Origin of the sequence: Pseudomonas sp. BN515 (assembly GCF_029873155.1) — a bacterium.
Taxonomy (GTDB): Bacteria; Pseudomonadota; Gammaproteobacteria; order Pseudomonadales; family Pseudomonadaceae; genus Metapseudomonas.
In genome coordinates this window covers 16,331-29,526 of record NZ_SSOH01000049.1, presented here as the reverse complement: position 1 = coordinate 29,526, position 13,196 = coordinate 16,331, and the positions used below count along the sequence as shown (strand labels likewise).

General features: G+C 64.5%; 14 protein-coding genes. 5 read left to right on the top strand and 9 right to left on the bottom strand.

The genetic code is table 11. The features are described 5' to 3' along the window. Positions 1 to 9 precede the first annotated feature (9 nt). The 6 genes from E8E91_RS12580 to E8E91_RS12555 form a co-directional block, all read right to left on the bottom strand. Entirely contained in the window at positions 10 to 1,401 is a 1,392-nt protein-coding gene (locus E8E91_RS12580; RefSeq protein WP_280376013.1) for an APC family permease, read from the bottom strand. A 556-nt stretch (positions 1,402 to 1,957) separates the two neighbouring features. Beyond that, positions 1,958 to 3,001 (bottom strand): extracellular solute-binding protein, encoded by a 1,044-nt coding sequence (locus tag E8E91_RS12575; RefSeq protein WP_280376012.1) that lies wholly within the window; start codon positions 2,999 to 3,001, stop codon positions 1,958 to 1,960. A gap of 29 nt (positions 3,002 to 3,030) precedes the next feature. After that, the gene (locus tag E8E91_RS12570) at positions 3,031 to 3,819 is read right to left on the bottom strand and encodes an ABC transporter permease (protein ID WP_190833262.1); all 789 of its coding nucleotides are present in this window, start codon (positions 3,817 to 3,819) and stop codon (positions 3,031 to 3,033) included. Beyond that, the gene (locus E8E91_RS12565; protein WP_190833264.1) at positions 3,816 to 4,730 is read right to left on the bottom strand and encodes an ABC transporter permease; all 915 of its coding nucleotides are present in this window, start codon (positions 4,728 to 4,730) and stop codon (positions 3,816 to 3,818) included. Before E8E91_RS12565 ends, E8E91_RS12570 begins: the two co-directional genes overlap by 4 nt. Next, on the bottom strand, positions 4,727 to 5,776 hold the full coding sequence (locus E8E91_RS12560; RefSeq protein WP_280376009.1) for an ABC transporter ATP-binding protein: 1,050 nt from the start codon (positions 5,774 to 5,776) through the stop codon (positions 4,727 to 4,729). Before E8E91_RS12560 ends, E8E91_RS12565 begins: the two co-directional genes overlap by 4 nt. Before the next feature lie 310 nt (positions 5,777 to 6,086). Then, positions 6,087 to 7,103: an AraC family transcriptional regulator gene (locus E8E91_RS12555; protein ID WP_280376008.1), complete on the bottom strand. Its 1,017-nt coding sequence runs from the start codon at positions 7,101 to 7,103 to the stop codon at positions 6,087 to 6,089. A 118-nt stretch (positions 7,104 to 7,221) separates the two neighbouring features. Here E8E91_RS12555 and E8E91_RS12550 point away from each other — a divergent pair, with 118 nt between their 5' ends. Beyond that, on the top strand, positions 7,222 to 8,145 hold the full coding sequence (locus E8E91_RS12550; RefSeq protein ID WP_280376007.1) for an SdiA-regulated domain-containing protein: 924 nt from the start codon (positions 7,222 to 7,224) through the stop codon (positions 8,143 to 8,145). On the opposite strand, the gene E8E91_RS12545 is transcribed toward E8E91_RS12550, so the two are convergent. Together E8E91_RS12545 and rpiA are read right to left on the bottom strand one after the other, a co-directional pair. Next, positions 8,146 to 8,478, bottom strand: coding sequence for a YegP family protein (locus E8E91_RS12545; protein WP_280370820.1), 333 nt, complete (start codon positions 8,476 to 8,478; stop codon positions 8,146 to 8,148). A gap of 84 nt (positions 8,479 to 8,562) precedes the next feature. Then, positions 8,563 to 9,234, bottom strand: coding sequence for a ribose-5-phosphate isomerase RpiA (gene rpiA / locus E8E91_RS12540; RefSeq protein WP_280370822.1), 672 nt, complete (start codon positions 9,232 to 9,234; stop codon positions 8,563 to 8,565). Positions 9,235 to 9,367: 133 nt separating this feature from the next. Here rpiA and ilvA point away from each other — a divergent pair, with 133 nt between their 5' ends. The 3 genes from ilvA to E8E91_RS12525 all read left to right on the top strand — a co-directional run bounded on the left by ilvA (position 9,368) and on the right by E8E91_RS12525 (position 11,902). Then, positions 9,368 to 10,882 (top strand): threonine ammonia-lyase, biosynthetic, encoded by a 1,515-nt coding sequence (ilvA, locus tag E8E91_RS12535; RefSeq protein WP_280370823.1) that lies wholly within the window; start codon positions 9,368 to 9,370, stop codon positions 10,880 to 10,882. A gap of 74 nt (positions 10,883 to 10,956) precedes the next feature. After that, positions 10,957 to 11,415 (top strand): DUF2269 family protein, encoded by a 459-nt coding sequence (locus tag E8E91_RS12530; protein ID WP_280376005.1) that lies wholly within the window; start codon positions 10,957 to 10,959, stop codon positions 11,413 to 11,415. 19 nt (positions 11,416 to 11,434) lie between these two features. Next, on the top strand, positions 11,435 to 11,902 hold the full coding sequence (locus E8E91_RS12525) for a DUF2269 domain-containing protein (protein ID WP_280376003.1): 468 nt from the start codon (positions 11,435 to 11,437) through the stop codon (positions 11,900 to 11,902). 9 nt (positions 11,903 to 11,911) lie between these two features. On the opposite strand, the gene E8E91_RS12520 is transcribed toward E8E91_RS12525, so the two are convergent. Further along, entirely contained in the window at positions 11,912 to 12,565 is a 654-nt protein-coding gene (locus tag E8E91_RS12520; RefSeq protein WP_280376001.1) for an HAD family hydrolase, read from the bottom strand. 145 nt (positions 12,566 to 12,710) lie between these two features. On the opposite strand from E8E91_RS12520, the gene E8E91_RS12515 reads away from it, so the two are divergent. Further along, positions 12,711 to 13,190 carry an RNA pyrophosphohydrolase gene (locus tag E8E91_RS12515; protein ID WP_190833280.1) on the top strand — a complete coding sequence of 160 codons (480 nt, stop codon included), beginning with the start codon at positions 12,711 to 12,713 and terminating at the stop codon, positions 13,188 to 13,190. Positions 13,191 to 13,196 lie beyond the last annotated feature (6 nt).

Sequence of the window (13,196 nt, the reverse complement as noted above, 5' to 3'; positions counted from 1 at the left end):
TCTTGGGGATCATTCGATTTCAGAGAATTGCACTTGCGGCGCCTTGCGGCGGAAGCCACCGGTCTGAATCGCCAGGTAAGCCAGGCCGATAGCGAACCAGCCAAGGCCGATGACCAGGGTCAGCCCCGACAGGCTGGTCCAGAGCCAGGCGATCAGCGCGAAACCGATCGCCGGGACCAGGCCATAACGAGCGAGATCACCCGGCTGGCGCGGGCGGCCGTCGAACAGGTGGGTACGGATCACCGCCAGGTTCACCGCGGAGAAGGCCACCAGGGCGCCGAAGCTGATCATCGACGCCAGGGTGGCTAGGTCGATGACCACCGCCAGCAACGACACCAGCGACACGATGAGGATGGCCACGGTCGGGGTGTGGAAACGCTCCGACAGCGTGCCGAACAGGCGGCGCGGGAGGATTCCGTCGCGGCCCATGCTGTAGAGGATGCGCGAAACCGAAGCCTGGGACGCCAGCGCCGAGCCCGCGGCGCCGGCCACGTAGGTGGCGGTGAAGAAGGCGGCGAGGAACTGGCCGCCGGCCTTCAGCATCACCTCGTTGGCGGCGGCATCCACGTCCTGGAAGACGCTGCCGGGGAATACCAGTTGGGCCACCAGCGACAGGACGAAGAACAGCACACCAGCGCAGAGGGTGGTGATGATGATGGCGCGGGGAATGTCGCGTTTCGGGTCGCGGGCCTCTTCGGCCAGGGTGGAGACCGCATCGAAGCCGAGGAACGACAGGCAGAGCACTGCCGCGCCGGCCATCAGGGGCGCCAGGCCCGGCTGGGTGCCGTCGCCGAGGAAGGGCGTGGTGAAGTCGATGGGGGCGTCGAACAGGCTCCGGCCAGCCATCGCCAGGAACACCACGACGAAGACCACCTGCGCGATCACGATCAGGTTGCTCATGCCCGATACCGAGCTGATGCCGAGGATGTTCAGCACGGTCACCAGGGCGATGGTGCTGACGACGAAGACCCAGGCCGGCACCTCGGGGAAGGCGATGTTGAGGAACAGGCCGATCACCAGGTAGTTGATCATCGGCAGGAACAGGTAATCCAGCAGCAGCGACCAGCCGGCGAGGAAGCCCACGCCGGGGCCGAAGCTCAGGCTGGTGTACGAATAGGCCGAGCCGGCGATGGGGTAGCGGCGGACCATGAAGCTGTACGACAGGGCGGTGAAGATCATCGCCAGCAGGGTCACCACGTAGGCCAGGGCGGTACGGCCGCCGGTCATTTCGGTGACCACGCCGTAGGTGGTGAAGATGGTCAGCGGCACCATGTAGACGAGGCCGAAGAACACCAGGGCGGGCAGCCCGAGTATCCGGCGCAGGGCCGTGCCCTGGGCGCTGTGGGTGAATTCGTTGGGCAGGCTGTCGCTGTTGTCGAGGCTGGCGGACGGGGTGGACATTGTTCTTCTCTCCGGTTTACTGCGCGCCGCTGGGCGGCGCCTGGGTCGCGATGCGAGCCATCCTTGCGCGTGCGAGGCCGGGTCCGTTGCGCATCCGGCTGTGCGCGGGCAGTCAGTGAGGGTGGAGGCGGGGTGTCCGCTGGAAGGACGGAGGAAGGGCGTTGTGAAGCGCAAGCGCACGGGACATCTTCATATCTCTCTAGCCATTGTTCTTGTTGGATCGGCACCCGTCTGTGGGGCGCCCGCTAGTTGCATGCGCTTCGATTCTGTCAGTGGAATACCGGGGGCAGAACCCCGCAAAGGGTCAAAAAGGGATCGAGATGGCCAATGTGGTTGGCCGGGGTGATGGCTTTCGGATTCGCCATTAGTGGATGTGAAAAGCGACATCCACCCTTGAAAGAGGATCCGTAGGATGGCGTAGAGCGCAGCGAAACCCATCACCTCGGCTGCAGGAATGCTACCCGTCCGGTCCTGCGGCATGGGTGCTTTAGCCAGGCTTTCCTCACCCCCGGCCCCTCTCCCAGAGGGAGAGGGGGGCAAGCACGTTGGGGCGAGCTTACTTCTTCAGCTTGGTCCACACCTTGCTGCGCAGGCTGAGGGCCTTCGGCGAGCAGAGCTTGAAGGTGCGCAGGCGGTCGAGCTTGTCCTGCGGGGTGTTGATGGCCGGGTCGTCGAACAGTTCCTTCTCCATGAACTTGTCCGAGCCCTCGATGGCGTTGTTGTACTTGGCGAAGTTGGAGGCGGCGGCGATGTTCTCCGGCAGCATCATCCAGTTGATGAAGGCGTGGGCCTCCTCGACGTTCACCGCGTCCTTGGGAATCACCAGGTTGTCGATGAAGACGTGGATGCCTTCCTTCGGATAGACGTACACCAGGCTATCGCGCTGGGCATGGGCGCGGTGGAAGGCGCCGTTCCACTGCATGTGCATGGCCACTTCACCGGCGGCCATGCGCTCAATGGTGCCGTCGCTGTTGTACATGGCCAGCAGCGGTTTCTGTGCCAGCAGCAGGTCCTGGATCTTCTTCGCGTCCTTCGGGTCCTCGGTGCACTGGTCGATGGACAGGTAGTGAGAGGCGGCGATGTACAGGTCTTCGATCGAGTTCAGCGCCACGACCTTGCCCTTCAGCTCGGCCGGCGGCTCGAAGAAGGGCTTCCAGCTCTCATCCAGCTTGCCGCCGGGCACCTGCTTGCTGTCGTAGCTGTAGCCCGTGGTGCCCCAGAGGTAGGGCACGCTGTAGTCGTGGCCCGGGTCGAAGCCGAGGGTCTGGAAGTTGGTCTTGAGGTTCTTCAGGTTGGTCAGCTTGCTCTTGTCGAATTTCTGCAGCAGGCCGTCCTGCACCATGATTTGGATGAAGCTGTCGGACGGCACCACCACGTCGTAGGCGCCGCCGCCGGCCTTCAGCTTGGCCAGCAGGGTTTCGTTGCTGTCGTAGGCGTCCAGGGTGGCCTTGATGCCCGTGTCCTTCTCGAACTTCTGCAGCAGCTCCGGCGGGTAGTAGTCCGACCAGTTGGCGAAGTGCAGGGTCCCTGCGGCCTGCGCGGAACCGGCGAGGCCGGAAGCGAGCAGTATGGCGAGCGCGAGCGGTGTACGGCGGGTCATGGTCAAGCTCCTTGCTGGTCGGAAGCGGGTCAGCGCTTGCGCTGCCCGACGTAGTAGGACAATGCAACGAAAGCTATGGAAATCACGAGGATGATCGAGGAGATCGCATTGATCTTCGGCGAAATGCCCATCCGTATCGAACTGAAAATGTACACCGGCAGGGTGGTGGCTCCCGCCCCGGCGACGAAGTAGGTGATGACGAAGTCGTCCATGGAAATGATGAAGGCGAGCATCGCGCCGGAAAGGATGCCGGGCATCAGCAGCGGGAAGGTCACCTTCCAGAAGGCTTTCCAGGGCGAGGCGTAGAGGTCGGCGGCGGCTTCGGCCAGACGCGGGTCCATGCCTTCCAGGCGGGCGCGGATCGGCAGGTAGGCGAAGGGAATGCAGAACACCACGTGGGCGATGAGGATGGTGAACAGCGAGAGCTTGAGCCCGATGAAGGCGAAGAACATCAGGGTGGCGACGGCTGTGACGATCTCCGGCACCAGCAGCGGCAGGCCGAGCACGCCGCTCATCAGCGTCTGCCCACGGAAGGCGCGGCCGCGCATGCCCAGCGCGGCGAGGGTGGCCAGTGAGGTGGCGATCAGGGTGGCGAAGGTGGCGACGATCAGCGAGTTCTTCGCCGCGCGGACGATCTCCGGGTCGTTGGCCACCACCGAGTACCACTTCAGGCTGAAGCTTTCCCAGATGGTCGCTGACTGTCCGCCGTTGAAGCTCAGCGCCACCAGCACCAGGATCGGCACATAGAGGAAGGCGAAGAACAGCCAGGCAGTGGGGCGTACGCCGGTGAAGCGCCAGAGCGGGTTCTGCATGTTCATGGATGGCCTCCCCCGGTGGCCTGCTTGAAGCGCAGGCTGTAGAGCAGCATCGCCAGCAGCACGAAACCGAGCAGGGCGAAGGACAGCGCCGCGCCCAGCGGCCAGTTGTGGGAGGCGCCGAACTGCAGCTGGATCAGGTTGCCGATCATCAGCGACTTACCGCCTCCCAGCAGTTCGGGAATGATGTAGTTGCCCAGCGACGGGATGAACACCAGGATCGCGCCGGCGACGATGCCCGGCATGGCCAGCGGCACGATGATCCGGCGCAGGGCCTGGAAGCGGTTGGCGCCGAGGTCGAAGGCGGCTTCCACCAGTCGCCAGTCGAGCTTTTCGAGGCTGGTGTAGATGGGCAGCACCATGAACGGCAGGAAGGTGTAGAGCAGGCCTATCACCACTGCCACATCGGTGTAGAGCAGACCCAGGGCGCCGTCCGAGAGCCCGAACACGCCTAGCCCGCTGTCCACCAGGCCGCCGTTGCGCAGCAGCAGGATCCACGCGTAGACGCGCACCAGCAGGTTGGTCCAGAAGGGCACGGTGACTAGGAACAGCAGCAGGTTGCGTTTGCGCTCGCTCTGCAGCGCCAGGTAGAGCGCAGTGGGGAAACCGATCAGCAGGCAGCCGACGGTGGTCAGTACCGAGAGCCAGAACGAGCGCTGGAAGATCTGCAGGTAGTCGGTGTTGAACACTAGGCTGTCGTCCAGATCGCGCTCGTAGAGGAAGTTGATGTAGGCCTCCAGCGAGTACTGGTCCCACTTCACGCCGCCGTAGTCGCCGGGCACCAGGACCGATACCAGGAACATGATCCCCAGCGGCAGCACCAGGAACACCAGCAGGGCGAGCATGGCCGGGCTGGTCAGCAGCAAGCGCCGGCGCAGCTGGCGGCGTTCGGCCTGGGCGCGCAGGGTGCTCATTCGACCAGCACCCGGATGGCTTCGCTGGGTACCAGGACCCGCACCTTCTCACCTGTCGAATAGGCATTCAGCGCGCCATTGCGATTCTGCTGGCGCACGCGGAAGCCGCTCTGCCCGGCGATGTTGAGGTGGTACACGGTGTCGGTACCGACATAGACCACGTTCTCGATCTCGCCGGCCAGGTTGCCCTGTTCGTCGAGGCAGGTGCGCTCCGGGCGGATCGCCAGGGTGACGGCGCCGCGGCGTGGGCTGAAGGCGCTGAGCAACTGGCCGTCGGGCAACAGCACGCCGCGCTCCAGGGCTTCGCCTTCGAGGAAGTTGGTTTCGCCAATGAAGTCCGCCACCGTGCGGTTCAGCGGGGCTTCGTAGATTTCCGTGGGAGTGCCGACCTGGAGGATGCGACCCTTGCTCATCACCGCAATGCGGTCGGACATGGTCAGGGCTTCTTCCTGGTCGTGGGTGACGAAGATGAAGGTGATGCCGGTCTCGTGCTGCAGGCGCTTGAGTTCGATCTGCATGTCCTTGCGCAGCTTCTGGTCCAGCGCCGAAAGGGATTCGTCGAGCAAGAGCACCTTGGGCTTGTTGGCCAGGGCGCGGGCCAGGGCGATGCGCTGCTGCTGGCCACCGGAAAGCTGGTCGGCGCGGCGTTTGCCCACGTCCGGCAGCTTCACCAGGTCCAGCATGCGCTGCACCGTCTGCTCGATGTCGCTGCGAGAGAGCCCGCGCATTTCCAGGCCAAAGGCGATGTTCTGCGCCACCGTCATGTGGGGGAACAGGGCGTAGCTCTGGAACACGGTGTTGACCGGTCGGCGGAAGGGCGGGAGGCCCTGCATCGGCTCGCCGTAGAGGCGGATGGCACCGGAGCTGGGTTGCTCGAAACCGGCGATGAGCCGCAAGAGAGTGGTCTTGCCGCAGCCGGACGGGCCGAGGAGGGTGAAGAACTCGTTGGCGCGGATTTCCAGGGAAACATCGTCGAGGGCCTTCACGCCCTGCCCCGGATCACCGAACTCCATGCACACACGTTCGACGCTGATCGCGCTAGTCATGCTGATCACAAGCTCTAAGGATTTGTTCTTATTGGGCTTTTCTTTTTCTGCTGGTGAAGCGGCCCTTGTTTGTCGCGATTCTGTCAGCAGCCTAGTAGGTGCAGAACGATAGATCAGGTCAAAAGGGGATATTTTCGGCCAAGTTGTGGGGGTGTGATGGAGGTCGCAGAAGCGCTGCTGGGCGCCTTCCTGTAGGGGCGATTTCAATCGCCAGGCAGGCCGCAGGTCTGCCCTGCAAGGTCAGCCGGGACAGCTGCGCTGTCCTTGGCGAATGAATTCGCCCCTACAGAAGAGCGGGTCAGAGAATTAGTTAACGCCGATACAGACTCGGCGACTGCCCGCTCCAGCGCTGGAAGGCATGGCGGAAGCTGGCGGTTTCGCTGTAGCCGAGCTGTTCGGCGATCAGGTAGATGGGCAGGTCGGTCTGCACCAGTAACTGCCGCGCCTTGTCGTAGCGCACCTCGTCCAGCAGGCGCTGGAAGCTGGTGTTTAACTGCTGGAGGTGGCGGCGCAGGGTGCGCTCGGAACGGTGCAGCTGACGCGCCACGCTGTCCAGGTCGCAGGCGTCGCGCAGGTTGTCGGCCAGGTGGTGGCGAATCTGGTCGAGCACGTCATGGCGGCTGTCGAGCTGGGCGTCGAGCTTCAGGCATTGTTGCAGCCCGTAATGGCAGGTGACCGGGTCGGCCAGCGGCAATGTCCGGTCGAGCAGCGCAGCGTCGAAGCACAGCGCATTGCGTGAGGCGCCGAATTCCACAGGGCAGCCGAGCATCTGTTCGTAGGTGGCGGCATGCAGCGGCGGCCGGTACGACAGGCAAACCCGCTGCGGGCGGATGCTGGTGCCGAGCAGGTCCTGCAGCACAGTAAGCAGCGAGGTCAGGCACAGCTCGCTGTTGAACACCGTCAGCTCCGGTGCGTAGCGATAGCCCACTGCGACGAGGTGCGCCTCCTCGCCGTCGTCTTCCAGGCTCAGCTTGAAATAGGTGCCCAGCAGTGCCGGACGGTCGAGTGCGATGGTCAGGGCATCGCGCAGGGTGCGGCTGGCGAGCATGGTGTAGCCGAGCATGCCGTAGGCGGACACGTGCATGCGCAGGCCGAGGGACAGGCCCAGCGCCGGGTCGCGGGTGTTGGCCAGGGCGTTGGCGAACACGCGCAACTCCTGGGCGTGGGTGATCAGTTTGTCGGGGGTGTCGAGGTCGCTGCAGGACACGCCGCTGCCTTCCAGGAGCAGCCTGCGGTCGATGCCGCTGCTGGCCAGGGTTGCCACGGCCAGGGCGATGGTATGCAGGGTGGTGAGTGCGCGTTCTTCCGGTAGCAGCGAGGTGGCCATTTCCGTCCCCTTTTGTAACGCCCGCCATGCCTTCGTTCGGGCTTTAAGCTTCAATTCAGGTAGAAATCCGGTGTGCTCTGTATCCTTCGCCGCGTCCTGAATCCCAGAGTCCTGATCGATGCGTTCACTCCTGACCCCGTGGCGACTGGTTGCCGCCTTTCTGGTCCTGCTGCTGGTGGTGCTCGGTGTCGTCGCCCAGCAGTTCCGACTCTTCGAGCGGGGCCTGTTCGTCCTGCAAGAATGGCGCCACGCCTCGGAGTGGCGGGAGCGCTCGATCTGGCTGCCGGACTATCGGGTGGCCATCGAGGCCAAGCCCATCGAAGGCCTGACCGACGATGTGTCCGCGCTGACCTACGATCCCGATCGCCACAGCCTGTTCACCGTGACCAACCAGCACCCGGAAATCATCGAGCTTTCCCTGGATGGCCACTTGATTCGGCGCATCCCGCTGGTGGGGTTCGGCGATCCGGAAGCCATCGAGTACATCAGCAAGGGCGTCTACGTGATCACCGACGAGCGCCTGCAGCGCCTTATCAAGGTGCGTGTCGATGAGGACACCACCTCCATCGATGCCAGCGACTCCCAGCAGCTTTCCCTCGGCATCGGCCTGTCCGGCAACAAAGGCTTCGAAGGGCTGGCCTACGACACGGCCGGCCAGCGCCTGTTCGTGGCCAAGGAGCGCGATCCGGTGCGGATCTACGAGATCCACGGATTCCCCCACACCAACCCGGACAAGCCCTTCGCCGTGCACGTGGTGGACGACCCCAAGCGTGACGCCCGGCTCTTTGTCCGTGATCTTTCCAGCCTGCAATACGACGACCGCAGCGGCCACTTGCTGGCGCTGTCGGATGAGTCGCGGCTGGTGCTGGAGTTGAACGCCGATGGCCGCCCCATCAGCACGCTGTCGCTGCTGCGCGGCATGCACGGCCTGCAGCGGGGGGTGCCGCAGGCCGAGGGGGTGGCCATGGATAACGACGGCAACCTCTACCTGGTCAGCGAGCCGAACCTGTTCTACGCGTTTCGCAAACAGGCCGGCGATTGATCAGCTTTCGTCGTTGAGGGTGGCGCCGGGGGCGTTGTTCTTCACCGAGTCGATGCCCGCGCTGGCGCTGGCGGCGCTGGCATACATCTGGCTCTGGCCGATGACCTGGCCGTTGGTGGCCTTGAGCACGAAATAGAACTTGCCGTTGCTGGCGGTCTTGCTTTCGAAGGCGCCGTCGCGAGCGGCGTTCTTGCGCACCGAATCGATGCCGTTCAAGGCGGAATCCTTGGCCTTGTACAGCTCGCTGGTGAGGATGGTCTCGCCGTTGCCGGCGTTCAGGTTGAAGTGGAACTGGCCATCGTTGGCCTTCTTCAGGTGGAATTTCCCGGCCATGGGGCACCTCCTAGTTCGTGGCAGTGGACGGCGCGCAACGGCGCCGTAGCCATCAAATCTAGCCGGTTTGGCCGGGAAGTCGCGTCAGAGCTTGATGCTCTTCACGCCGTCCTTGGTGCCGAGCAGCAGCAGGTCGGCCGGACGCTGGGCGAACAGGCCGTTGGTGACCACGCCGACGATGTTGTTGATCTGCTCTTCCAGCTTCGCCGGGCTGTCGATCTGCAGGTTGTACACGTCGAGGATGATGTTGCCGTTGTCGGTCAGCACGCCTTCGCGGTAGACCGGGTCGCCGCCCAGCTTCACCAGCTGGCGGGCCACGTGGCTGCGGGCCATGGGGATGACTTCCACCGGCAGCGGGAAGGCGCCGAGGATGGGCACCAGCTTGCTCTCGTCGGCGATGCAGATGAAGGTCTTGGCCACCGCAGCGACGATTTTCTCGCGGGTCAGGGCCGCACCGCCGCCCTTGATCAGCTCGAGGCGCTCGTTGCTCTCGTCGGCGCCGTCCACGTAGAACTCGAGGTCGCTGACGCTGTTCAGGTCGTACACCGGGATGCCGTGGCCCTTCAGACGCTGGGCGGTGGCCTCGGAGCTGGCCACGGCGCCGTCGAACGCCATCTTGTGCTGGGCCAGCAGGTCGATGAAGAAGTTGGCGGTGGAGCCGGTGCCGACGCCGATGATGCTCTTGTCATCGAGCTTGGGGAGGATGAAGTCGATGGCGGCCTGGGCGACGGCCTGCTTGAGCTGGTCCTGGGTCATGCTGGGGTGGTCCGATTGGAGGAGTGTCGAGGGCGCGGATTATAGCCGCTAAACCCCGCAAACCATGTGGTCGCCCGACGAATCCCTGCGGTAGACTCGGTCCTCCCGTGAAATGCCCGCCAGTGAAGCCGCGATGCTCGAAGAATACGTGAAGAAGACCCTGACCTCGCGCGTCTACGACGTCGCCGTGGAAACCCCGCTGCAGCCTGCCCGCCAGCTCACCGAGCGCCTGGGCAACCAGATCCTCCTCAAGCGCGAGGACCTGCAGCCGGTCTATTCCTTCAAGATCCGCGGCGCTTACAACAAGATCGCCCAGCTTTCGCGTGAAGAGCTGGCGCGTGGCGTGGTCACCGCCTCGGCCGGCAACCATGCCCAGGGCGTGGCCCTGGCGGCCCGCGAACTCGGCGTGAAGGCGACCATCGTCATGCCGCGCACCACTCCGGAGCTGAAGGTGCAGGGCGTGCGTGCCCGCGGCGGCAAGGTGGTGCTGCACGGCGATGCCTTCCCCGAAGCCCTGGCCCACTCGCTGAAGCTGGTGGAAGAAAAGGGCTTCGTCTACATCCACCCCTACGATGACCCGGAAGTGATTGCCGGCCAGGGCACCGTGGCGATGGAAATCCTCCGCCAGCATCCGGGACGCCTCGATGCCATCTTCGTCCCGGTGGGTGGTGGTGGCCTGGTGGCGGGCATTGCCGCCTTCGTCAAATACCTGCGCCCGGAAGTGAAGGTGATCGGCGTCGAGCCGGACGACTCCAACTGCCTGCAGGCCGCCATGGCCGCCGGCGAGCGCGTGGTGCTGGGGCAGGTCGGACTGTTCGCCGACGGCGTTGCCGTGGCGCAGATCGGCCAGCACACCTTCGACATCTGCAAGCAGCATGTGGATGAGGTGATCACCGTCAGCACCGACGAGATCTGCGCGGCGATCAAGGACATCTACGACGACACCCGCTCCATCACCGAACCCGCCGGCGCCCTCGCCGTGGCCGGGATCAAGAAGTACGTCGAGCGTGAAGGCGTGCGCGACCAGACCCTGGTGGCCATCGACTCGGGCGCCAACATCAACTTCGACCGCCTGCGCCACGTGGCCGAGCGTGCCGAACTGGGCGAGAAACGCGAAGCCATCATCGCCGTGACCATCCCCGAGCGTCCCGGCAGCTTCAAGGCCTTCTGCGAAGCCATCGGCAAGCGCCAGATCACCGAGTTCAACTACCGCTACAACACCGACGCCGAAGCGCACATCTTCGTCGGCGTGCAGACCCACCCGGAAACCGACCCGCGCGCGGCCCTGGTGGAGAACCTGCGCAGCCAGGGCTTCCCGGTGCTGGACCTGACCGACAACGAGCTGGCCAAGCTGCACATCCGCCACATGGTCGGCGGCCACGCCGTGCGCATCAGCGACGAGCTGGTGTTCCGCTTCGAATTCCCCGAGCGTCCCGGCGCGTTGTTCAACTTCCTCAACAAGCTGGGCGGGCGCTGGAACATCACCATGTTCCATTACCGCAACCACGGCGCCGCCGATGGCCGCGTGGTCGCCGGCCTGCAGGTGCCGGCCGAGGAACGTGCCCTGGTGCACGCGGCCCTGGACGAGATCGGCTATCCGTACTGGGATGAGAGCGAAAACCCCGCCTACAGGCTCTTCCTGGGCTGAGGACGCGCAATCGCGCCGGACCGGGCGGCTGCTAGGCTTTCTCGCAGCCGCTTTCGCTGACAAGGACCTGTTCCATGGAAAACTACCTGCTGTTCCGCATCCTCCACGGCCTGGCCACCCTGCTGTTCTTCGGCGGTCTGGTGGGACTGGCCTGGTACGGCTGGCGCAACTTCCGCTCAGGCGATGCCGCGCGGATCGGCCCGAGCCTGCGGCGCATCCTGCTGATCGGCGTGCCGCTGCTGATTGTCGTGGCCGTCTCCCTGCCGGTCAGCGGCTGGTGGATGGTCAACCTCGCCGGCTTGCCGCTGGGCCAGACCTGGCTGCTGGGTGGCGCCATCCTCTACCTGTTCGGCTGCATCGCCTGGCTGTTGCTGTTCGGCCGCGTTGCGCGCCTGCGGGAACAGGCTCTGGTCGCGGGCGGACCGGCCACGGCGCCGGTGCAGCGCAACCTCAAGTTCGGCGCCGCCTACGGCCTGGTGGGCCTGCTGCTGTTCCTTTCGGTGCTGGCGCTGATGCTGGCCAAGCCGCTCTGACGCGACGCCAGCGCCCGGCATGACCCTCTATTTCCTGCTCAAGACCGTCCACGGGCTGCTCGCTGTGGTGCTGCTTGGCACGGTGCTGGTTGGGCTGTTCTTCGCTTATCGGGCATGGAAAGGCGGCGACCTCCAGCAAATCGCGCTCACCTTCTCCTCGCTGGTGAGGCTGGATCTCTGGTTCATCGCCAGCTCTGCCACGCTGCTGCCGCTGACGGGACTTGCCCTGGCCAAGGTGGGCGGCTGGCCCCTGGGGCAGCTCTGGTTGCTGTGGAGCACCGGGCTTTATCTGCTGGCGGCGCTCTGCTGGCTGCCGCTGTTCTGGCTGCAGGTGCGCATTCGCAACCGCGCGCGCAAGGCCTTGCGAGATGGCCAGCCGCTCGGGCCGCAGATTGCCGCCCACTTGGCATTACGCGTTCGCCTGGCGGTGTTCGTGCTGGGCGTGCTGGTGGCGATTTACGCCCTGATGGTGATCAAGCCGCTCTGATCTGGCCGACTAGCGCAGGGAGATCACCGGCCAGCCGCGCTGCTGTGCCTCTGCGCGCAGTTTCGGGTCCGGGTCCACCGCCACCGGACGGGTTACCTGCTCCAGCAGGGGGAGGTCGTTCAGCGAGTCGCTATAGAAGGTGCTGTCGCCGAGGTCGAAACCGGTTTCGTCGAGCCAGCGCGCCAGTCGTGTCACCTTGCCCTCGCGGAAGCAGGGGATGTCGGTGGTGCGGCCGGTGTAGCGGCCATCGGCCATTTCGCATTCGGTGGCCAGCAGGGTTTCGACGCCGAGGCGCTTGGCGATGGGCGCCGTGACGAAACGGTTGGTGGCAGTGATGATCAGCAGCTTGTCGCCGGCGGCGCGGTGTTCTGTCAGCAGGGCCTCGGCTTTGGGCAGGATGATGGGTTCGATGCAGTCGCGCATGAACTCACGGTGCCACTGGTCCAGTTGCACCATCTCGGTGCGGCCGAGTATTTCCAGGCTGAAGTTGAGGTAGTCCTGGATGTTCAGGCGGCCGGCCAGGTAGTCCTGGTAGAACTCATCGTTACGTGCCTTGTAGGCAATCCCGTCGAGAATCCCGCGTTCGCACAGGTAGTCGCCCCAGGCGTGGTCGCTGTCGCCGGCCAGCAGGGTGTTGTCGAGGTCGAAAAGAGCCAAACGCACGTCGTTTTTCCTTGCATCGAGGCTTCGAAGGGCGGCCAGAATAGCCGCTTTGGGTGGACCTGCCCATCGCGTGGAATGCTCGCATTGCTGCGTTTGCGGCCTTTATGGAACAATGCCGGAACATGCGTTTGCGAGGTTGAGTGCCGTGATTGATTCCGATGGTTTTCGCCCGAATGTCGGCATCATTCTCGCTAATGATGTCGGGCAGGTGCTTTGGGCCCGGCGTATCAATCAGGATGCCTGGCAGTTCCCGCAAGGCGGGATCAATCCACGGGAGACGCCCGAAGAGGCCCTTTACCGGGAGTTGAACGAAGAAGTTGGCCTGGAAGAGCAGGATGTGAAGATTCTTGCCTGCACCCGCGGCTGGTTGCGCTATCGTCTGCCCCAGCGGCTGGTGCGAACCAACAGCCAACCGTTGTGCATTGGCCAGAAACAGAAGTGGTTCCTGCTGCGCTTGCAGTCGGACGAGAACAAGGTACGGATGGACCTGACCGGCAAGCCCGAGTTCGATGGCTGGCGCTGGGTCAGTTACTGGTACCCGTTGGGTCAGGTGGTGACCTTCAAGCGAGAAGTCTACCGTCGTGCCCTCAAGGAACTAGCACCGCGCCTGCTGGCGCAAGACTGACCCGGA

Bases quoted from the DNA above. Each gene is read 5' to 3' on its own strand.
- E8E91_RS12570 (WP_190833262.1), bottom strand. From the start codon at position 3,819: ATGAACATGCAGAACCCGCTCTGGCGCTTCACCGGCGTACGCCCCACT.
- E8E91_RS12565 (WP_190833264.1), bottom strand. From the start codon at position 4,730: ATGAGCACCCTGCGCGCCCAGGCCGAACGCCGCCAGCTGCGCCGGCGC.
- rpiA (WP_280370822.1), bottom strand. From the start codon at position 9,234: ATGACCCAGGACCAGCTCAAGCAGGCCGTCGCCCAGGCCGCCATCGAC.
- E8E91_RS12545 (WP_280370820.1), bottom strand. From the start codon at position 8,478: ATGGCCGGGAAATTCCACCTGAAGAAGGCCAACGATGGCCAGTTCCAC.
- E8E91_RS12550 (WP_280376007.1), top strand. From the start codon at position 7,222: ATGCGTTCACTCCTGACCCCGTGGCGACTGGTTGCCGCCTTTCTGGTC.
- E8E91_RS12560 (WP_280376009.1), bottom strand. From the start codon at position 5,776: ATGACTAGCGCGATCAGCGTCGAACGTGTGTGCATGGAGTTCGGTGAT.
- E8E91_RS12530 (WP_280376005.1), top strand. From the start codon at position 10,957: ATGGAAAACTACCTGCTGTTCCGCATCCTCCACGGCCTGGCCACCCTG.
- E8E91_RS12580 (WP_280376013.1), bottom strand. From the start codon at position 1,401: ATGTCCACCCCGTCCGCCAGCCTCGACAACAGCGACAGCCTGCCCAAC.
- E8E91_RS12525 (WP_280376003.1), top strand. From the start codon at position 11,435: ATGACCCTCTATTTCCTGCTCAAGACCGTCCACGGGCTGCTCGCTGTG.
- E8E91_RS12575 (WP_280376012.1), bottom strand. From the start codon at position 3,001: ATGACCCGCCGTACACCGCTCGCGCTCGCCATACTGCTCGCTTCCGGC.
- E8E91_RS12555 (WP_280376008.1), bottom strand. From the start codon at position 7,103: ATGGCCACCTCGCTGCTACCGGAAGAACGCGCACTCACCACCCTGCAT.
- ilvA (WP_280370823.1), top strand. From the start codon at position 9,368: ATGCTCGAAGAATACGTGAAGAAGACCCTGACCTCGCGCGTCTACGAC.